The following is a 20,359-nucleotide window of genomic DNA, read 5'->3' as shown; positions in this document are numbered from 1 at the left end:
GCCCTCCCGAGCGGACGAGGCGGGCCCATACCGGCCTATACACGGCCTACCCGGGCGGGCTTTGTGCGGCGTCGACGCGGTAGACCCGCACGGCGTTGTCCCTGGTCGCATAGACCTGTCGCCAGCCCGGCGGAATGCGGAGTGGGTCCCCCAGCGCCAACCGCGCTGCGTCCCCGCAGTGCGCGCAGGGAATCTCGCCTTCCGTGCCGTAGAGGACGACGTACTCGCCCGGACCGGGCTGCTCACCCGCCGGTGCGAGGGTCCGCAGCTCGCCGGACCAGATCGTCCGGCCGAACCGCGTGGTCCGGTAGATCGGCAGCACCCGGACGGTACGCCCGTCGGTCCAGAGGACGCGTACGTCCGAGCGGTGGGCGGTGAGCCAGTCCCGGAGGTCACCCAGCGGATCGGATCCCGTCACCCGGTATCCCCGGTCCACCGTCCATCCCGGTGCAGCCGTGGCCAAGGCACCAGTGGCGAGGCACAGCACCACCGCCGCCGCGATGCCCCGCCGCAGGTCCGCCTGGCGCACGCTCGCCCACGGCCTGGTCAGCACCCAGCCGGTGAGCAGCCAGGCGGCGCCAAGACCACCCAGGATGTACGCCGGAAACGCCGGGAACCAGTACCGCATCAGGAACAGCCGCAGCTTCGGAGCCGACGGATCAACCACGCCGCCGAGCAGTACCAGTGGCACGGAGATCAGGGCCAGCCAGCCGAGCAGGACGCCGACCCGCCGGCGGGCGAGGATCCCGCCGGCTACCACACCGGCCAGCGCCGCCAGGAGCCACAGCCCTTCCGGTACGTCGGCGAGGCCGGCGGGGAGCCGGATGAGGTACCACCAGCGCGGCATTTCCTGGTACGTCGCCGCCGCCTCCGGTGGTACCGGGCCGCTGCCGTGCCCAGTCACCGCGCGCAACCGCGCCAGCGGATCGCCGTACGTCAGCTGGCACAGGCCGAGCTCCGTCGCCGCGGTAACCACCAGCGGGACGACAGCCAGGCTCGCCCGTCGCCAGCCCACCCGGGGTACGACGAGGAGCGGGATGAGGGGCCAGGCGAAGACGACGTACTCCCGGGTGAGGTAGCTCCAGCCGAGAAGCGCTCCGATGACCAGGACCGCGATGACCCGGCGCCGGGCGGAGACCGCGACCAGCCGGCGTTCCTGGTGGACTGCCACAGCCAGCACCAGCGCCGCACAGAACAGCGCCGTCGCCAGGACGTCCGGCAACGGCGCGAGCAGGTCGAAGAAGACCAGGTTGTTGGCCACGGTGAGCGCGGCCGCCGCTACTCCGACCGACCTGGCGAAGAGCATCGTTCCGAGCAGGTAGACGGACACCACGAGGAGGAGCCCAGCCAGCATGGGCACGACGTGGTACGCCGCCTCGGAGTAGCCGAGCAGCTCGATCGCGCCGCGGAGCGGCAACGTGAGGCCGAAACGGGTGAACTGGTGCACCGGCGTTCCCGCCGCCGGATGCGGGAAGTCACCCGCCGCGTCGAAGTAGTTGATCTGGTCCGACGGATAGGGCAGCGGCAGGTGAGCCAGCTCGAACGCGGCAGTCACGAGGACGAGCGCACCACCCAGCAGTGCCGTCCCACGCGCTCCGTTGGTCCCTCCTGGCACTCTCACCGGCGGAAGGGCCATCAGCGGAAGGGGCATCGGCGGAAGGGGCGCATCGGCGGAAGCCTAAGGCCGGCGCGGGACGAACGTCTCCGAGCGACGTCCGTGGCCAGACTCTCGACACCCGCCACCAACACGGAGCGTAGGCAAGACTCGGACACGTCGACTGTTCGTAAGACGCTGTTCGCCTGGAAGGAGTAACGTCCGGCAGATATCTGACCGTAGCCGGAAGGCGGCTCTCGGCAACATCGCGTCACGGTTGTCGTAGCCACCCGGCCAGTGATCCGGGAGTTCCAGGGCATGAGCGCGACCGCGCACAGGACATCGACCAGCACCTCCCCATGGGCCGCGACGGCGCCAGGCACCGCGGGCGCGACCGCCACGCAAGCCCCGGTTGCTGTCCGGCCCGACGCCGCGGCCGACGTTCTCGACGTGACCGTCGTCCTGCCCTGCTACAACGAGCAGGACCATGTGATCGCGGAGGTCGAACGGATCACCAAGACGCTGGACGACACGCCCTACAGCTACGAGCTGCTCGCCATCGACGACGCCTCCACCGACCGGACCCGCGAGGTACTCGAGGAAGCAGCACCGCGCTTCCCCCACCTGCGGGTGTTGGCGTTCGACCGCAACGGCGGCTCGGGCACGGCACGCCGGATCGGTACGCAGCAGGCGCGCGGGCGCTTCGTCGTGTGGACCGACGCCGACATGAGCTATCCGAACGACAGGATCCCGGAGTTCATCGAGCTGCTCAACGCCGATTCCGGGCTCGACCAGGTGGTGGGCGCCCGCACCAGTGAACAGGGCTCGCACCGACTCCTGCGCGTGCCGGCGAAGTGGCTGATCCGCAAGATCGCGGAGTACCTCACGAACACGCGGATCCCCGACCTCAACTCCGGGCTCCGGGCGTTCCGCCGGGAGGTCGCGTTGCCCTACCTCCGGCTGCTGCCGCCCGGGTTCTCCTGCGTCACGACGATCACGATCGCGTTCCTGCACAACCAGCACGGCATGCGCTACCTGCCGATCGACTACGCCAAGCGGGCAGGCAGGTCGAAGTTCCACTTCGTGAAGGACGCCTACCGGTACATCCTCCAGGTGCTGCGGATGGTGATGTACTTCAACCCGCTCAAGGTGCTGATGCCGCCGGCGCTGTGGCTGATCGCGATCGGCGCCGGCAAGGCGATCTATGACGTGGTGGCCCATCCGGTACGCCTGGCGACGAACACGGTCCTGATCATCCTCACCGGGATGATCATCACGTCCCTCGCGTTGCTGGCCGACCTGATCGTCCGTTCCCGCAACGACACGCACTAGATGGCCAACCTGACCGCCGGTGGCCGCTTTGACGGCGCGCCGTCCCGCCGTCACACACCCTCACGCACCGTCGCTGCTTGAGCCGCCCGTCGTCCGGGCCGCACAGAACACACAGACCCTCCGTTCCGCAGAGCATCGATGGCAATGCCCTCGACACGCTTGGTGCACTGCTGTCCCGCGACGTTGCCCTCCGTCAGCCATGACGTCACAACTTGGTTGCGGAATGGGCTGGTCAGCCCTCACAGGTTGTTAAACCGCGGGGCAACGCCTACAAAAGCCACGGTCAGGGTGCCCGAGGGAATTCATGCAGGAGGGGTCTATGCACATCCCCGCACGTCAGGCAGCGGTCGCGACTGTCGCGGCGCTCGCGCTTGCTTTATCCGCGTGTGGTGGTCCGGACGACGAGGGTGGCGGGGGTGGCGGTGGCGCCGCATCCACGGGGGGCGAGTTCAGTAGCTACATCGGCGAGCCCGAGAACCCGCTGATTCCCGGCAACACCAACGAAACCGAGGGCGGCCAGGTCGTCGACTCGCTGTGGACCGGACTCGTCCAGTACGACGCCAAGACCAACGAGCCCGAGTTCACCGGGGTCGCCAAGTCGATCGAGTCCGACGACCAACAGACGTGGACCATCACGCTGAATGAGGGCTGGACGTTCCACGACGGGACGCCGGTGGACGCCCAGTCGTTCGTCGACGCCTGGAACTGGAACGCCTACGGCCCCAACGGCGCGGGCAACTCCTACTTCTTCGCCAACATCGACGGCTACGACGCCACGCAGGGCGAGGTCGAGACCGACGACGACGGCAACGTGACGAAGGTCGTCAAGGAACCGGAGTCGGAGAAGCTGTCCGGGCTGCAGGTGGTTGACGACCTGACGTTCACGGTCAAGCTCTCCGGGGCGTTCTCGATCTTCCCGACGACGCTGGGATACACCGCGTTCTTCCCGCTCCCCAAGGTCTTCTTCGACGACCCCGAGGCATTCGGCAAGCAGCCGGTCGGGAACGGCCCGTGGATGGCGAACGAACCGTTCGAGCCAGGCGTCGGCATCACGCTCGACAAGTACAACGACTACGCCGGCCAGGACAAGGCGCAGGCGGACCGGGTGGAGCTACGCGTCTACGCCGACGCGAACACCGGCTACACCGATGTCCAAGCCGGCAACCTCGACATCAGCGACACGCTGCCACAGAGCGCATTGAGCAGCGGCCCCGATGAGTTCGGTGAGCGCTGGGTCGAAGGCCCGCGTGGCGACATGACGCCGCTCGCGTTCCCGCTCTACGACAAGCGATTCGCGGACGTGCGCGTACGGCAGGCGTTCTCCATGGCGATCGACCGTGACGCCATCACGAAGTCGATCTTCCTCGGCTCCCGTCTTCCGGCACACTCCTTCGCGTCCCCTGTGGTCGAGGGATACAACGACAACGCGTGTGCCGAGACCACGGAGTTCAACCCCGAGAAGGCCAAGGCACTCCTTTCCGAGTCGGGCTTCGACACGAGCAAGCCGGTCTCGTTGTGGTTCAACTCCGGTGCGGGGCACGAGGAGTGGATGGAAGCCGTCGGCAACCAGCTGAAGGACAACCTCGGCATCGTCGACTACAAGCTCGAGAGTCTCGACTTCGCGGAGTACCTCCCGCTGCGGGACAGCAAGAAGATCACCGGCCCCTACCGCGCCGGCTGGATCATGGACTACCCACACATCCAGAACTTCCTTGCGCCGATCTTCACCGAGGCGGCCCAGCCTCCGGCCGGGTCCAACGACACGTACTACGCCAACGAGGAGTTCGACGCGCTCGTGGCCGAGGGCGACTCCGCCGGAACACCGGAGGAGGCGATCGCGGCCTACCAGGAAGCGGAACAGATCCTGTGCGAGGACATGCCGCAGGCTCCGCTCTTCTACGGCAAGAACCAGCTCGTGCATTCGGAGAAGGTGGACAACGTGGTCTTCAACGCCTTCGGCCGGATCGAGCTGGCGCAGGTGACGGTCAAGCAGTAGCCCAGCTCCGTGGACAACGGTCGTTGGGGTGTACCGCGGTGGTGTTCGACGCCCGGGCAGGCTGTACGTGCCCGGGCGTCGAACGCCCCACTGTCCGCGGTGCACCCCAACGACCGCTTCGCCGGTAGAGACAGGTGAGGAAGGGACATGGGCCACTACATCGCGCGCCGGATCCTGATGACCGTCCCGGTGTTGATCGGCGCGTCGCTGCTGATCTTCTGGATGGTGTACGCACTACCGGGCGACCCGATCCGCGCCCTCGGCGGTGACCGGCCGATCTCGGATGCCACCCGCGCGGCCATTCAGGACGAGTACAACCTGGGCGACCCACTTCTGGTGCAGTACGGCAAGTACGTCATCGGGCTGTTCCAGGGCGATCTCGGCCAGGACTTCGCCGGCCGACCGGTACTCGACACGATTACCCAGCGACTGCCGATCACCGTACGTCTGGCGATCGTCGCCCTTGTCGTCGAGGTCGTCATCGGGCTCATCGCCGGCATCCTGGCCGGCATTCGCCGGGGGTCCTACATGGACAACCTGGTCCTCGTGTCGACGACAATCGCCGTGTCGATCCCCGTCTTCGTGCTGGGATTCCTGGGGCAGTCGATCTTCGGGCTGCGGCTGGGCTGGCTGCCGATCGCCGGACTCAACGAAGGCCTCCTCAGCTACATCCTCCCCGGGGTGGTCCTCGCCTCCACCTCGCTCGCGTACATCGCGCGGTTGACCCGCACCAGCCTGGCGGAGAATCTCCGCCAGGACTACGTCCGCACCGCGCGTGCCAAGGGACTCAAACCGTCCGTCGTCGTCGGCAAACACACGCTGCGAAACAGCCTGATCCCGGTCGTGACGTTCATCGGCGCCGACCTGGGGAGCCTGCTGGCCGGCGCCATCGTGACGGAGACGGTCTTCAACATTCCGGGCCTGGGCCGTGCTGTCTTCGAGTCCGTCCAACGACAGGAAGGCTTCGTCGTCGTCGGCATCGTCACGATCTTCGTGTTCTTCTACATCTTCTTCAACCTGATCGTCGACATCCTGTACGCCGTCATCGATCCGAGGATCCGCTATGACTGAGCAAGCGCCCGCCCGAGAAACGGCACCGGACCTCGGCGGGGCCCATACCTTCACCGGGGCTGGAACCGTCCAGGACCAGAAGGCGGCCGACACGACGGTGGCCCAGGCTGGCGGCGAGCTACGCCAGGCGACCCTGTGGTCCGACGCGTGGCGGCAGCTGCGTCGCAACCCGGTGTTTCTGCTGGGCGCCGGGCTGTTCGTGGTCTTTGCGGTCATGGCGATCGCGCCCGGGTTGTTCACCGACGCCGACCCGCGCGCGGCCGACCTCTCGTTGTCGACGAAGCCACCCAGCAGCGAAGCATGGTTCGGATACGACATCCAGGGGCGCGACTATTTCGCCAACGTCGTCTACGGCGCACGAGTCTCGATGGCGGTGGGATTCTTCACCACCCTCGGGATTCTCCTCATCGGTGTGGTGATCGGGTCGCTGGCGGGTTACTACGGCGGGTGGCTCGATGCACTGCTGGCCCGGATCACCGACGTCTTCTACGGACTGCCACTGATTCTCGGAGCCACGGTCGTGCTGCTGTCGGCCCTTCGTGACCGCGGCATCGTTCAGGTGTCACTTGCGATCATGATCTTCGCCTGGATGAACCCGATGCGGCTGGTACGCGCGACCATCGTTTCGGTCAAGGACGCAGACTACGTACAGGCGGCGCGGGCCCTTGGAGCGTCCACGTGGCGGATACTGGTGCGCCACATCCTGCCGAACGCCGTGGCACCCGTACTCGTGTACGCGACGATCACCGTCGGCCTGATCATCGCCGCGGAGGCGACGCTGTCGTTCATCGGTATCGGCCTGAAGCTTCCGGAGATCTCCTGGGGTCTGCAGATCAACTCCGGACTACAGCGAATACGGGACTCGGGCTTCCTGGTCTTCTTCCCGAGCTTGTTCCTGTCATTGACCGTTCTTTCGTTCATCTTGATGGGAGACGCACTCCGTGACGCCCTCGACCCGAAGCTGCGCTGATGACTGAGACGACGATCACCTCCCACTTCGCGGCCGGACCCTCGAACACGCCGGTCCTCGAAGTCGACGACCTGCGCGTCGAGTTCCGAACTCCGTACGGCGTGGTCCAAGCGGTCAACGGCATCAGCTACGAGGTCAGCCAAGGCGAGACCCTCGCCATCCTGGGAGAGTCCGGCTCAGGCAAGAGCGTCAACGTCCAGGCGGTCATGGGCATCCTGGACACGCCACCCGGATTCGTCACGGGCGGCTCTATCAGGTTCCACGGCAACGACATGCTGTCCATGACCGCCGAGCAACAACGGCTGGTCCGCGGCCCGGGCATGGCCATGATCTTCCAGGACGCGCTGTCGGCACTGAATCCGGTCTTCACGGTGGGCCACCAGATCGCGGAGATGTACACCGCGCACGTGGGTACGTCCCGGAAGGAAGCCAAGGCCCGGGCCATCGAGCTCATGGAGCGCGTCCGGATTCCGGCGGCCCGGGATCGGGTCAACGACTACCCCCACCAGTTCTCCGGCGGGATGCGGCAACGCGTCATGATCGCGATGGCGCTCGCGCTGGGTCCGGAGATCCTGATCGCCGACGAGCCGACAACCGCGCTGGACGTCACGGTGCAGGCCCAGATCATGGAGCTGCTGAGCGACCTCCAGTCCGAGACGGGAATGGGCCTCATCCTGATCACCCACGACCTCGGTGTGGTCAACGAGGTCGCCGACCGCGTGGTCGTCATGTACGCCGGCAAGATCGTCGAGTCGGGGACGATCGACGAGGTGTTCACCGCGCCCACCCATCCGTACACCAACGGCTTGATGGCGTCGGTCCCCCACGCGGAGTCCAAGGGCGTCCGGTTGCGTCCGATCAGCGGCCAGCCACCGAACCTCGCCGCGATACCTCCTGGCTGTGCGTTCCACCCGCGGTGCCCCCATGCGAGGTTCGACGCCGCGGCACAGGATGACCGCGACTGCCGGGTGGATGTCCCGACGCTGCGGGAGTTCGGTCTGGGCCGGGCGAGCGCGTGCCACTACAGCGAGGAGCTCCACCGTGCCTGATCAACCACAGGGCCCCGAGGCGCGCCACGGCTCCCCGGGTGCCGAGCCGGTTCTGGTGATCAAGGACCTGGTCAAGCACTTCCCGCTGACCCAGGGCATCGTGTTCCATCGGACGATCGGCCAGGTCCAGGCGGTCGATGGTGTCTCGCTGGAACTCCACCCCGGCGAGACAGTGGGCCTCGTTGGCGAGTCGGGCTGCGGGAAGTCCACGGTTGCCAAGCTCGTCATGGCCTTGGAGCGGCCGACATCCGGCCAGATCCTCTTCGAGGGCCAGGACGTCGCCGCCATGAACAATCGCCAACTGCGGCGCTATCGCCGGCAGGTACAGATCGTCTTCCAGGACCCCTACACGTCGCTGAACCCGCGGATGACCGTCGGGAACATCGTGGCCGAGCCGTGGGAGATCCATCCCGATGTGGTTCCGTCCAAGGACCGGCCGCGCCAGGTGCGGGAGCTGCTCGAGCGCGTCGGGTTGAACCCGGACTATGCCAATCGATACCCGCACCAGTTCTCCGGCGGTCAGCGCCAGCGCATCGGCGTGGCGCGCGCGCTGGCGTTGCGGCCGAAGGTCATCGTCTGTGACGAACCGGTGTCCGCCCTGGACGTCTCGGTGCAGGCGCAGGTGATGAACCTGCTCGAGGACCTGCAGGACGACTTCGCGCTGTCGTACCTCTTCATCGCCCACGACCTTTCGGTCGTGCGTCACCTGAGTGACCGGGTGGCCGTGATGTACCTGGGCCGGATCGTGGAGTCGGGCAGTCACGCCGAGGTCTATGACCAGCCGGCCCATCCGTACACGCAGGCATTGTTGTCAGCGGTGCCGGTACGTGACCCGGGGCTGCGTGGCGCCAAGGAACGGATCGTCCTGACCGGAGATGTGCCGTCGCCGGCCAACCCGCCATCCGGCTGCCGGTTCCGTACGCGCTGCTGGAAGGCTCAGGACATCTGCGCCAGTGAGGTCCCCGCACTCATCGACCGGGGCCAAGGCCATCCGTCCGCCTGCCACTTCGCCGAGAGCCTCGAGATCGTGCACGCCCCCACCTCCAGCTGAGCGTCGACCCTGGCGAACGGGTCAGGCCCAAGGGCCTAGGCCGGAAGTTGCGCCCGCGCCACCAGACCCGGCCCGTGCCCGGGGAACCGGCGCTGCAGCCACCGGAAGGGCAGCGTCCCGAACTTCGTGGTGGCCGCCTGTACCCCCGACTTCGGCTGGAGCAGCCGGCCGCTGCCACTGGTCTTGTCGGCCATCGACGCGTCCGCTCTCGCCTGCGCGGCGACCCGTCGCTTCCCGATCTGGTTGCGGCCGGCCTCGAGCACGTAGCCGAGTGGCCCGCCGAACTGGTGGATCTCGACGTTCTCCAACCCGGTCTCGCGCAGGAGCCTGGCCATGATCGCTGGGTCGTACCGCCGGAAGTGTCCGGCCATGACGTCAGCCGGACCGAACCGGTGCTGGAAGGCCGGTGTGCTCAGCACCATCCACCCGCCGGGACGCAGCCGGCCCGCCCACTCGGCCAGTGCCTTGTCGTCGTGCTCGATGTGCTCGATCACCTCGAACGCACACACCACGTCGAAGGTCTCCTCCAGGCGCAGCGCTGACAGGTCGCCGTTGCGTACCTCACCGTCGCCGCCGGCTGCCGCGAGCCGTTCGCACGCCACGCGGTAGGACTCGGGGTCAGGCTCGAGCCCCACGTAGCGGTACCGCTGGGCCAGCCTGGCGCCGAAGCCACCCTGCCCGCAGCCCACTTCCAGCGCGGCGTACGCACCTTCGGGCAGGAGCCGGGAAACGAGGTCCCAGCGCAGCCAGGCGTTCGGGCTGAGAGGAGGCAAGGTCACGATGAGTCCCGCGCTTTCGTCACTGTGTGGAGATGATCCTGGAGGTGGTCAAGGAGGGGTCCGACGATCTGGTCGGGTGCGAAACGCTCCACGGCCAGCCGGGCAGCGGCGGTGCGCATCCGGGTGAGATACCTACTGTCCCAGGCGAGCCGGCGTAGCGCCGAGGCCAGTGCCGCCGAGTCGCCAGGTGGTACGAAAAGGGCGGCGGTGCCGAGGGTCCTCCGCTGGGGAGAGGTGCCCGATGTCACGACGGCGCAGCCGGCAGCGGCCCCCTGGAAGACCTTGTTGGGTACGACGTTCAACGCCTTCATGGTCGTGCCGAACACGCCCAGGCAGACGTCGTGGTCGGCGACGACCTTCGGGAGCTCGTCAGGGGCCACCCAGTCCACCCAGGTCACCCGGTCGTTGGCACGGGCGGCCGCGCGAGTCTCCGCGTCGTCCTGACCGGATCCGATCATGGTGACGTCGATCGACTCACCGGCGAGTTCGGTCAGCGCGTGGCCGATCACTGGCGTGCCGTGCAACGGCGTGTAGACGCCGAAGAACACCACCCGCAGCCGGTCCCCGCTGACCTCGTCCGCCGGGCGTGCCACCTCGAACCACTCGTCGGCGGCGCCCACTGCGGCCACGACCGCCCGGTCGCGATATCGGTCCGGCACGAGCTCGCGGTGTTCCTCGGTGTCGACGACGATCACGTCGGCCGATCGGAGCGCCATCCGGTCGACGACCCGCAACAGGGCCAGCTTGAGGCCACCTGTCTCACCCCGGTCACGGGCCGTGTCAGCGGCGAAGATCAAATGATCGAGAACAATGGGCGTACGCCTGAACAACAGCTTGGCCAGCAGGACGTCGAAATGACCGAGATACCCGACCAGCACCACGTCAGGGCGCGGCTGCCGGCGGGCCTGGCGAGCCAGGGCGTACCAGCAGCGCACGAGCCTGACCAGCAGAGTCGGCAGCAGCGCGGGTCGCTTGAGGATCTCGACGCGCTCGGCGGTGTCGAGCCCGAGCGGCACATTGCACTCGGCCACGTCGAGGCCACGACGCCGCAGGCCATCGGCGAGAATTCCCACCCGCGGATGGCTGCGTACGTCATATGTTCCGAAGACCAACACCCGCACGGACATGGAGCGTAACAGCGCGTTGCCCTGCGTACCGTACGCTTCCGTAACGTGTTGGCGTACCGATCGATAACTACAGCCGTCCTCCGCGTACTTTCCAGTCGCGCGCTGCGGGTCGGGTTCGTCGTCGTGGCTGCGGCACTCGGCGTGGTGGCGATCGCCCGCGAGTGGGACGGGATCAACCAGGCGATGGTCCAGCTACACCCTCCGGTGCTGGGCGCCGCGCTCCTGGTGGTCCTCGCGTCGCTGTTCACCAGCATGGTGCTGTGGCGCCTGCTGCTGGCCGGCCTCGGCTCACCGCTGCCGTACCGGGTGGCGGCGCGGGTGCTCTATGTCGGTCAGCTCGGCAAGTACATTCCGGGGACTGTGTGGCCGATGGTCGCCCAGATGGAGCTCGGGCGTGACCACGGGGTGCCGCGACGACGCTCAGTGACGGTTTTCGTCCTACTGATGCTGTACACGTTCGCCAGCGGTCTGGTCGTGGCAACCGGCACGCTGCCGCTGGCGGGTGGGACGGCGCCACCGGCGTTCCGGTGGGCGTTCGCGCTGACACCGCTCGTCGTCGTCCTGCTCCATCCGAAGGTGCTCAACCCCCTGCTCGACCGGCTGCTGCGGCTGGTCAAGCGGCCCGCACTGGAGACGCCCCTTACGCTCGCGGTCTCGGCGCGCGCGGCGGCCGCCGGCGTGACGCAGTGGCTGATCTACGGGCTGCACGTGTGGATCCTGGGTGTGGCCCTCGGTGCGGATCCGGCGGCCCTGGCGCCGCTCGCGATCGGCGGATTCGCTCTCGCCTGGTGCATCGGCTACCTCGGGGTGATCACACCTGCCGGGCTGGGCGTCCGGGAGGTGGCGCTGGTGGCGATCCTGCTGCCCGTGCTCGACCGAGCCGACGCGATCGTGGTCGCGCTCGCGTCGCGGGTCCTGATCACGGTGGCCGACCTGCTCCTGGCCGGTGCCGGCACGCTGTCGATGCGGACGATCCGCCCGCCGGTCGACGAGGCCCCCGTCCGCTGACCGGTGATCAGGTGTCGGTACGGCGGCCGGCCCAGGTCCAGGCGTACACCCCGTCGTCGCTCGCGAGACCCGCCTCGCCCAGCTCGAGGGGCCGGAACGTGTCGACCATGACGGCCAACTCGTCGACCTCCTGGACACCGAGCGACGCGTCGATCGACGCCGGCTGCGGGCCGTGCGCGTATCCGCCCGGGTGCAGCGAGATCGAGCCGAGCCCGATGCCCGACCCCTTGCGGGCGCCGTAGTCGCCGCCGACGTAGAACATCACCTCGTCGCTGTCGACGTTCGAGTGGTAGTAGGGCACCGGGATCGCCAGCGGGTGGTAGTCGACCTTGCGGGGGCAGAAGGTGCACACCACGAAATTCGTCCCCGCCCACACCTGGTGAACCGGTGGCGGCTGGTGCACACGTCCGGTGATCGGCTCGAAGTCCTCGACGTTGAACGTGTACGGATACAGGCACCCGTCCCAGCCCACCACGTCGAACGGGTGCGTGGCGTAGACCATCCGGGTGCCCACGATGCCCGCCGCGCCGGGCCCGCGGTGCTTGACCAGGACCTCGACATCCGTGCCCGTCTGGACGTACGGCTCGGCCGGGCCGTGCAGGTCCCGCTCGCAGTAGGGCGCGTGCTCGAGGAACTGGCCGTAGCGGGAGAGGTACTTCGCCGGCGGCCCGATGTGGGAGTTGGCCTCGATGCAGTACGCCTGAAGAGGTGCGTCGCCCTGCGGGATCCACCGGTGTGTCATCGCCCGAGGGATCATCACGTAGTCGCCCTGCCGGGCGTCGAGCACGCCGAACACGGTCTCGACGCGGGCTGTCCCCGCCTCGACGTAGACACACTCGTCCCCGACGGCGTTGCGGTACAGCGGAGACTCCTCGCCGGCCCAGACGTAGGAGATCCGGACATCGGCGTTGCCGAGCAGCAACCGACGGCCGGTCACCGGGTCGTACGCCTTCCACTCCTGGTTCTCGAACAGCCCGTGCAGCTTCAGATGCCGCGGGGTCAGGGGATGGTTCGGCTGGGTCGCGAGGTCACCCGGCTCCCACACCTGGGCGTCCACGATCGCGGAGGGCACGCCGGAGTGGTAGAGCAGCGACGAGTCGGAGGAGAAGCCCTCCTCCCCCATCAGCTCCTCGCGGTAGAGGGTGCCGTCGGGCTGCCGGAACTGCGTGTGGCGCTTGGGCGGAACGTCGCCGACGCTGCGGTAGTAGGGCATGTCGTACTCCTCACCATCCTCCACGGGCGGGCGGCGGCCGCGCGGCCAGAGGCCCCCGAACTGGCGTGCCTTTGACCGTACGCCGGACTCCGGACGGTCGGCAGCACGAATCCGGCCGCCGATTTCCCCGTGCGGGCATCCAGGTTTGAGATGACACGAATGACCACGTTGAGCATGCCTGTGGGACCCGGACCATGTGTGGATACCTCGTGTCGGACCACAGGCATGCTCAACGTGGTCATTCACGGACGCAACGCCGGATCTCAGGGTGTCGGGCGCCTGCCTCCCTGGGCAGTGTCCGCCGGCCGGCCCATGTCCGCCGGCTGACCCATGTCCGCCGGCTGACCCATGTCCGCCGGCTGACCCATGTCCGCCGGCTGACCCATCTCTGCTGGCTGGCCCATGTCCGCCCGCTGAGCGGCCACGGCACCGGCGTCCGCGCGTGCCCGGAGGGTCGTGCGTACCGACTCGATGTCTCCAGGCGAACTGCGGGAGGCGAGCCAGTACATCAGACCGGTAGGTAGGAAGAAGAGCTGGAACGCCGCGAGCCCCAGCGCGTAGTTCAGCGGCGGCGGGAACGACACCTGCAGGGCCCGGAACACGAGTCCGACGAGCCCGTTGCCGAGCGCGCGCCCGGCGCCGTTGACGAGGTTGCCCGTGCTGAACACCGTCCCGCGGTGCTCGGGCGGGTTGACGTCGACGAGGAGGGCGTACCAGTTCGGGGCGTTCGCCGAGGTCAGGGCGAGCGCGAGGAAGGCCACCAGGAAGCTGATCCCGACGGTCGGCTCACTCACCACACTCGTCAGGACCGCCGAGACGATGTCGCTGGTGCCGCCCCCTGCCACGACATCGACCCGCAGGGGAAGGAAGAACAGCACGACATAGAACGGGATGCCGCCAAGGATGCCGACCGTGGCGACGAGAGCCCGCCCACGCAACGTACGCCGCTGCAGCCGATCACCGATCAGACCGCCGACGATCGACAGGACCGCGCCGAACTGGAACAGGGTCGCGAACAGCGCGCCGATGACGATCGCGGTCGACTCCGCGTATCCCTCCGCCTCGGCCTTCGCCTGGAACAGCCGCGGCAACCACACCAGCGACCCGAACACGAACTGCGCCGTGAAGCCCTGCATCACCAACCAGAGGTTGGTCCGCCGGACCAGGATGCGGGGTACCTCCGCGAGACCGATCCGGTGGGGGTACTCCTTTCCGGCGGCGAAGATCGCTGCCAGCTCCGGCTCGCTCTGGCCCCGGCGTACGTCGTAGGTGAACAGGTACGCGACCGTGGCGACGACGCCGGCGACGGTCAGCACCCAGAAGGGTCGCCGCCAGTCGTATGCACCGAGGACGCCGGAGAGCAGGGTCCCAAGGAGGGTGCCGACCCCCTGGGAGAGCCCCCAGAAGCTCATCACCAAGCCTCGCCGTCGGGGCGCGATCAGGTCGCTGACGACCGAGAATCCGACCGACGCGACCGCACCGATGCCCACCGCGGCGACCACCTGGGCGGCGAAGAAGCCGAGGAAGCTGCCGGACAGGGCCGTCCCGGCCGTTCCTGCCGCCCAGACGAGCGTGCCGATCATGAGGACCGGTTTGCGTTGCGTCCGGTCGCCGGCGTACGCCCAGGCCACGGCGGCGATCGCGGCGACCAGGAAGCAGATCGCCGTCACGAACCCGACCGCGCCCTCGCGCACGCCGAAGTCCCGAGCGATCGGGCTGTAGAGGGGTGGAACGAGCACGGCTGCCACGTTGTCGACGGAGGCAAGAATGATGAAGACGACGACGCTGTAGACGCGGTGCCCTGCTGTCCCCCGGAGCCGGGAGGTCTGGCCAGCGCTCGTCACGCGCACATCCAACCAGCATCCTCAGCCCGAACCACCCGTCGAGGCCCTGATAGGCCGGGATCTTCGCCATCCTGCCCCGCCTGCCCCGTCAGCCCTCCGGTGCCGCCGGACCCTCGTGATCATGATCGTGATCATGAAAAATTTGCGTGCGCATGGCCCGATTTTCCTTCATGGTCCAGTTTTCCTTCATCGTTCGGTTCATGATCATGGTTCGGTCCACCTCGCCGGTTGGTTCATGATCAGGGCCGGGTTCCTTCATGGTCCGGCTCATGATCACCGGGCGGTCTACCAGGCCACCGACGCCGTCGTTGCTGAAGAGCCCACCCGAGGGCCGTCGTTCCCGAGTGTTGCCAGCTTGACCGCGATCGCCGCTCCCTGTGCGGCCGTACGCGGCGGTACGAAGTCGAGGTCCTTGTCCAGGTCCGTGGCGCCTGACGAAACCGACGCCGGTCTACCAGAACTCCGGGACGACGGCCGGTTGATGCAGCTCATCGCGCTGGGCCAGGTGATCGCGGGTCCTACCCGGGTCCGTACGCGACCATCTGCGCCACGACCTTGTCCACGTGCCCGTCATCGACGCTGAGCCAACCACGCTCGTCCTGGCATGGCCGGAGGGCAGCCGCTCTCGGGCCCTCGCCACGCTGGTGCGGGCGGCGGCGCGCGTCGCTGCCTCCCACGACGGCTCCCGCCCGCGTTCCGGGTACGCGGCCTCCCGGTGATTCGACCCTGCGGGAGCGCGGGTTCCTGCAGGATTGACCCGTGTCGCTCTCGAGCTGGGTCCCGGTCGCCCACGGTTCGCCGTTCCCGGTGGAGAACCTCCCCTACGGCGTCTTCTCCCACGGCGAGGAGGACCCGCGGGTCTGCGTGGCCATCGGCCGCTACGTGCTCGACCTCGCACCGCTCGCGGCGAGCGAGGGAGCGGACTTCGCGAGCGTGTTCCAGGAGCCGACGCTCAACCCGTTCATGGCCCTCGGTCGCCGCGCGTGGGGCGCGGTCCGGCACTGGCTGACCGAACGCCTGATCGACGAGAGCTACCGCCCCCTCGTCGAACCCGAACTGGTTCCCCGCGACCAGGTACGCCTGCACATGCCGTTCACTGTGGCCGACTTCGTCGACTTCTACGCCTCCGAACACCACGCCACCCGTCTTGGCCAGATCCTCCGGCCGGGTGAGCCGCCGCTCAACCCCAACTGGAAGTATCTGCCGGTCGGCTACCACGGCCGGGCCGGCACGGTCGCCGTCTCGGGCACTCCGGTGCGGCGCCCGTCCGGGCAGTTCCGCCCCGCCGACGCCGCCGCGCCCGAGTTCGGTCCCACCAGCCGGCTGGACATCGAGGCCGAGGTGGGGTTCGTCATCGGTACGCCGACAGAGCTGGGCACCCAGGTGAGTGTCGATGACGTACGCGACCACGTCTTCGGCGTCGTCCTCGTCAACGACTGGTCCGCCCGCGACCTGCAGGCGTGGGAGGCGCGACCGTTGGGACCGTTCCTCGGCAAGTCGTTCCTGACGTCGATATCGCCCTGGGTCGTCCCCCTCGACGCGCTCGAACCCGCCATGCTCACGCCACCGACCCAGGATCCCGAACCGCTGGCCTACCTACGTGGAACGCATGACTTCGGCCTCGACCTCGAGCTCACCGTCAGCCTCAACGGCACGGTCGTGTCGCGGCCTAGCTATGCCGACATGTACTGGACGCCCGGCCAGAAGCTCGCCCACCTCACCGCCAACGGCGCTGCCTTGCGTACCGGCGATCTCTTCGCGTCCGGCACGGTCTCCGGCCCGTGTGAGGACACCTGCGGCTCCCTCATCGAACTGACCGACGGAGGCACGCGACCGGTCACGCTGGCGGACGGATCGCAGCGGACGTTCCTCCTCGACGGCGACACGGTCACGATCGAAGCGACCGCACCAGCGGGCGAGACCCAGCGGCTCGGGTTCGGTGAGGTGACCGGAACCGTCTGCCCGGCAACGGCACCGGCATACCGCGCCAGCCCGCCTGGTGGAACATAGACCCGACACCTGCCGGAGGACGCGTCAGTACAACGCGACGGCGAAACCCGCGAACACGACGGCCAGGATCGCGGCCAGCAGCCGGTAGCCGCGGGCGAGCCCGTCCCAGGGTCCCTCGAATCTCCTTGTCAGCAAGGCGATTCCGGCGAGGAGGACCGCCATCACCGGGATCCAGGCGAGCCGCGCCAGCACCCATCCCAGATCCTCCGGCGCCGCCGTCAACCCGGGAACCTCACCGCTCACCGCCCCACCCATGGACACGAGCACCATCGGCACCTGGTGCCAGCAGAAGATCGTCATGGCCGCGAGGTTGACGACGGCGACCCCGGCCCAGAGCCCAGGCGCCCGCAACAACCGGTTGAGCCGTCTGTGCAATGCGATCGCCGCCCCGGACTGGATTGCGGCAAGTGCGGGCACGAGCAACGACGGTGGATGGGAGTTCGTCCGTTCGGCACCGGGGACGCCCACCATGCTGAGCGGATAGTCGAACGCAAGAACCAGCACCGCGAACGCCACTGTCCCGCCACCCAGGAGCAGCCACCAGCCGCGTCGTACGAGCCGTCCGCGCGCCCAGGAAACGCCGAGCTGATAGGCGAAAAGCCAACCAGGCAACAGGTTCACCAGGCCGACCCAGCTTGGCACCGCGTCCTGCCACGGTCCGTAACGCAGCAGGTCGCCGGCTGCGACGATGGCGAAGAGGGGGAGTGCCGCCCACGCGCCCAGACGGCGGTCGGCGGCGACGGCGTACCTGGTCAACGCCGTCAAGGCCGCGTAGACGAGGACGAACCAGAACGGCTGGACCAGTAGAACGACCCAGGTACGCAGCGTCCCGGTGGGTACCCCGACCGCGCCGAGCACCAGGAGACACGCCGCCGACACCGAAATGGCCGCCACCACGGGACGCCCGAGCCGGACGAACCGCCGCAGCACCCAGTCGCGATAGGACTCGCCGCGCGACTGCGCGCGCGCCTGGCTCGCGACTGCCGAATAGCCGCCGACCAGGAAGAACAGGCCGAGCATCTGCAGCATCCAACTGGCCGGGCCGAGCCAGCCGAGGGTCTGCAGCGGACTCGAGATCTGCAATGCGCCGTCCGGCTGGACCACCAGCGCGCCCACCAGCCAGTGGCCGACGATCACGCCGAGAGTCGCCAGGGCGCGCAAACCGTCGATGGCCCGGTCACGCTCGGGCGGCGTCGCGGCATCGATCCGCGAGCGGAACGACTCCCCACGCGACGAACGTTGCCGGGGCGGCAGTGGTTGCGGAGCCGGCGCGGCAGCGGGCTGACCCGCGACGACATCGGTCATACCAGCGACGCTAGGAAGAATTCACCGCCGCTCCCATCCGGAACGCCCCCGAAAGCGTGCCGGGGTCACCCGGGGATTCCCGCTACCGCAGGACAATATCGGCCCCAGGGTCACTCTCCAGGGACTCGACGGACCGAACTCAGTCGAGGATGTTCTCGTGCAGGCGGGGGACGTCGGCGAGCAACCGCTGGGTGTACTCGTGCTGCGGGTTGAAGATCACGTCGTCGGTCGGCCCCTGCTCGACAAGCTCGCCCTGACACATGACGAGCACCCGGTCGCTCACGTAGCAGGCCTGGCCGATGTCGTGGGTGATGAACAGGATCGTCAGGTCGTAGTCGGTACGCAGGTCACCGAGCACGTTGAGGATGTTCGCCCGTAGCGAGGCGTCCAGCATCGAGGTGGCCTCGTCGGCGACGAGAATGCGCGGCTGCAACATCAGGGCCCGGGCGATCATCACCCGCTGCCGCTGTCCGCCGGACAACTGGTGCGGCCACTTGTCGAGCACCTCGGCCGCCGACATGCCGACGTGCTCGAGTGCCCGCGCCATCTGCGCCTCGGCATCGTCGCCGGCGGCTTCGGAGGCGAGGGACAGCGACCGGCGGAGCAGCCTACGTACGGTGAAGAACTGGTTGAACGCACTGAACGGGTCCTGGAAGACCGCCTGCACGTCACGCCAGTACGTCCGCAGCCGCCGGCCCGTCAGCGCTGTGACGTCCTGGCCGTCGAGGTGCACGGTGCCGGCCGTCGGGTCGAGCAGGCGCAGCAGCAGCCGCGCCAGGGTCGACTTGCCGCTGCCGCTCTCCCCCACGATGGTGACGACTTCCTGCCGTCCCAGGGTGAACGACACGTCGTCGACAGCCCGGACGAGACTGGCGCCGTGGCCGAACGTCCGGCTGAGACCACGGGCCTCGAGCAACGGTGCCTTGTCGCCAGCCGTTCCTCGCGCAACGCCGCGCGACTGGTCGACCGCCGTGCCGGTGGATCCGTCCTGCGAGGTCACCCTCCCACCTCCACCGACTCGCCGGGATGTTGGTCAGCCCACCAGCACCGCGAGAAGCGCAGCCCTGCGCCCACCTGGGGTGGTTCGTCCGTACGACAGACGTCCATCACCATGCCGCACCGGGGATGGAACCGGCAGCCACTCGGCGGGCTCGCCAGGCTGGGCGGCGCGCTGGGGATGCCGCGGACCCTCGTGCGTCGCATCTGCGGCTCCGGGACGAGGACGGAGGACAGGAGCGCCGCGCTGTACGGATGCCTCGGGCGGTTGATGATCTCGCTGGTGTAGCCGACCTCGGCGATCTGGCCTGCGTACATGATGGCGATCCGGTCGGCGATGGTGTTGAGCACCGGAAGGTCGTGGGTGATGAAGATGACGCCGCCGATGATCTCCTGGCTCAACATCTCCCGCAACATCTCGATGAGGACGCGCTGGGACGACACGTCGAGAGCGGAGGTGGGTTCGTCGGCGATGAGCAGGCGCGGGTCGAGCAGGGCCGACACCACCGTGACGACGCGCTGCTTCATGCCGCCGCTGAGCTGGTGCGGGTAGTAGTCGAGCACGCGGGCGGGCAGGTCGAGCTGCTCCAGCCGCTGGCGGGCCCGGTCGATGGCCTCGTCCCGCTTGACGCCGGGTCGGTGGGCACGCGTCACGTCGTAGACGAAGTCGCGGATCCGGAGGGTCGGGCTCAGGGAGTTCATGGCTCCCTGCGGCAGCAGTGACACGACCTCACCGCGCCACTCCCGTGGCGGGTTCCGGTCGGGACCGAGGTCGAGTTGTTGACCGTCGACCTCGAGCTCGCCGCCGAGCACGAACAACGGCGGGCGGACCGTCAGCGACAGGACCGCGCCGAGCGTGGACTTGCCACACCCCGACTCCCCCGCCACGCCGAGGACCTCGCCCCTGCGGACGTCGATCGACACGTCGTCGACCGCCACCACCTGACCGCCACCGATGCTGTAGGCGGCACGGAGGCCGCTCGCCCGAAGCAGCGACTGAGTGGACGTCGTCAT

The 20,359-nt window shown here is 68.3% G+C and carries 18 protein-coding genes; 9 read left to right on the top strand and 9 right to left on the bottom strand.

What is annotated here, in order from left to right:
• Positions 1-46: 46 nt before the first annotated feature.
• Entirely contained in the window at positions 47-1,651 is a 1,605-nt protein-coding gene (locus ABN028_RS12410) for a glycosyltransferase family 39 protein (RefSeq protein ID WP_349696695.1), read from the bottom strand.
• A 261-nt stretch (positions 1,652-1,912) separates the two neighbouring features.
• Between ABN028_RS12410 and ABN028_RS12405 the strand changes: the two genes are divergently transcribed.
• The 6 genes from ABN028_RS12405 (at position 1,913) to ABN028_RS12380 (ending at position 9,063) form a co-directional block, all read left to right on the top strand.
• Positions 1,913-2,926 (top strand): glycosyltransferase family 2 protein, encoded by a 1,014-nt coding sequence (locus ABN028_RS12405; RefSeq protein ID WP_349696694.1) that lies wholly within the window; start codon positions 1,913-1,915, stop codon positions 2,924-2,926.
• A 319-nt stretch (positions 2,927-3,245) separates the two neighbouring features.
• Complete coding sequence (locus ABN028_RS12400) at positions 3,246-4,922, top strand: peptide ABC transporter substrate-binding protein (RefSeq protein WP_349327235.1); 1,677 nt, start codon at positions 3,246-3,248, stop codon at positions 4,920-4,922.
• A gap of 147 nt (positions 4,923-5,069) precedes the next feature.
• Positions 5,070-5,993, top strand: a complete 924-nt coding sequence (locus tag ABN028_RS12395; protein WP_349327233.1) for an ABC transporter permease — start codon at positions 5,070-5,072, stop codon at positions 5,991-5,993.
• Positions 5,986-6,963, top strand: a complete 978-nt coding sequence (locus tag ABN028_RS12390) for an ABC transporter permease (RefSeq protein ID WP_349696693.1) — start codon at positions 5,986-5,988, stop codon at positions 6,961-6,963. Before ABN028_RS12395 ends, ABN028_RS12390 begins: the two co-directional genes overlap by 8 nt.
• The gene (locus tag ABN028_RS12385; protein ID WP_349696692.1) at positions 6,963-8,012 is read left to right on the top strand and encodes an ABC transporter ATP-binding protein; all 1,050 of its coding nucleotides are present in this window, start codon (positions 6,963-6,965) and stop codon (positions 8,010-8,012) included. Before ABN028_RS12390 ends, ABN028_RS12385 begins: the two co-directional genes overlap by 1 nt.
• The gene (locus ABN028_RS12380) at positions 8,005-9,063 is read left to right on the top strand and encodes an ABC transporter ATP-binding protein (RefSeq protein ID WP_349696691.1); all 1,059 of its coding nucleotides are present in this window, start codon (positions 8,005-8,007) and stop codon (positions 9,061-9,063) included. Before ABN028_RS12385 ends, ABN028_RS12380 begins: the two co-directional genes overlap by 8 nt.
• 35 nt (positions 9,064-9,098) lie before the next feature.
• On the opposite strand, the gene ABN028_RS12375 is transcribed toward ABN028_RS12380, so the two are convergent.
• Together ABN028_RS12375 and ABN028_RS12370 are read right to left on the bottom strand one after the other, a co-directional pair.
• The gene (locus ABN028_RS12375) at positions 9,099-9,842 is read right to left on the bottom strand and encodes a class I SAM-dependent methyltransferase (protein ID WP_349327227.1); all 744 of its coding nucleotides are present in this window, start codon (positions 9,840-9,842) and stop codon (positions 9,099-9,101) included.
• Positions 9,839-10,969: a glycosyltransferase gene (locus ABN028_RS12370; protein ID WP_349696690.1), complete on the bottom strand. Its 1,131-nt coding sequence runs from the start codon at positions 10,967-10,969 to the stop codon at positions 9,839-9,841. Before ABN028_RS12370 ends, ABN028_RS12375 begins: the two co-directional genes overlap by 4 nt.
• Positions 10,970-11,014: 45 nt before the next feature.
• On the opposite strand from ABN028_RS12370, the gene ABN028_RS12365 reads away from it, so the two are divergent.
• Positions 11,015-11,977 (top strand): lysylphosphatidylglycerol synthase domain-containing protein, encoded by a 963-nt coding sequence (locus ABN028_RS12365; protein WP_349327224.1) that lies wholly within the window; start codon positions 11,015-11,017, stop codon positions 11,975-11,977.
• Positions 11,978-11,984: 7 nt separating this feature from the next.
• Here ABN028_RS12365 and ABN028_RS12360 read toward each other — a convergent pair whose 3' ends face one another.
• From ABN028_RS12360 to ABN028_RS12350, 3 genes are all read right to left on the bottom strand, one after another.
• Positions 11,985-13,190: a homogentisate 1,2-dioxygenase gene (locus tag ABN028_RS12360; RefSeq protein WP_349696689.1), complete on the bottom strand. Its 1,206-nt coding sequence runs from the start codon at positions 13,188-13,190 to the stop codon at positions 11,985-11,987.
• A 263-nt stretch (positions 13,191-13,453) separates the two neighbouring features.
• Positions 13,454-15,034 (bottom strand): MFS transporter, encoded by a 1,581-nt coding sequence (locus tag ABN028_RS12355; protein WP_349696688.1) that lies wholly within the window; start codon positions 15,032-15,034, stop codon positions 13,454-13,456.
• A gap of 88 nt (positions 15,035-15,122) precedes the next feature.
• Positions 15,123-15,293, bottom strand: a complete 171-nt coding sequence (locus ABN028_RS12350) for a hypothetical protein (protein ID WP_349696687.1) — start codon at positions 15,291-15,293, stop codon at positions 15,123-15,125.
• Positions 15,294-15,597: 304 nt separating this feature from the next.
• Between ABN028_RS12350 and ABN028_RS12345 the strand changes: the two genes are divergently transcribed.
• Positions 15,598-15,753, top strand: a complete 156-nt coding sequence (locus ABN028_RS12345) for a hypothetical protein (RefSeq protein WP_349696686.1) — start codon at positions 15,598-15,600, stop codon at positions 15,751-15,753.
• A gap of 40 nt (positions 15,754-15,793) precedes the next feature.
• Complete coding sequence (gene fahA / locus ABN028_RS12340) at positions 15,794-17,044, top strand: fumarylacetoacetase (RefSeq protein ID WP_349696685.1); 1,251 nt, start codon at positions 15,794-15,796, stop codon at positions 17,042-17,044.
• 24 nt (positions 17,045-17,068) lie between these two features.
• Here the strand turns inward: fahA and ABN028_RS12335 are convergent, their stop codons facing one another.
• From ABN028_RS12335 to ABN028_RS12325, 3 genes are all read right to left on the bottom strand, one after another.
• The gene (locus ABN028_RS12335) at positions 17,069-18,349 is read right to left on the bottom strand and encodes an acyltransferase family protein (protein ID WP_349696684.1); all 1,281 of its coding nucleotides are present in this window, start codon (positions 18,347-18,349) and stop codon (positions 17,069-17,071) included.
• Between the two features lie 139 nt (positions 18,350-18,488).
• Entirely contained in the window at positions 18,489-19,349 is an 861-nt protein-coding gene (locus ABN028_RS12330; RefSeq protein ID WP_349327216.1) for an ABC transporter ATP-binding protein, read from the bottom strand.
• On the bottom strand, positions 19,346-20,359 hold the full coding sequence (locus ABN028_RS12325) for an ABC transporter ATP-binding protein (protein ID WP_349696683.1): 1,014 nt from the start codon (positions 20,357-20,359) through the stop codon (positions 19,346-19,348). Before ABN028_RS12325 ends, ABN028_RS12330 begins: the two co-directional genes overlap by 4 nt.

Source organism: Actinopolymorpha sp. B17G11, from assembly GCF_040196095.1.
In the GTDB taxonomy this organism is placed as follows: Bacteria; Actinomycetota; Actinomycetes; order Propionibacteriales; family Actinopolymorphaceae; genus Thermasporomyces.
The sequence above is the reverse complement of the archived record's forward strand: the minus strand, read 5'-3'. Positions and strand labels throughout refer to the sequence as shown.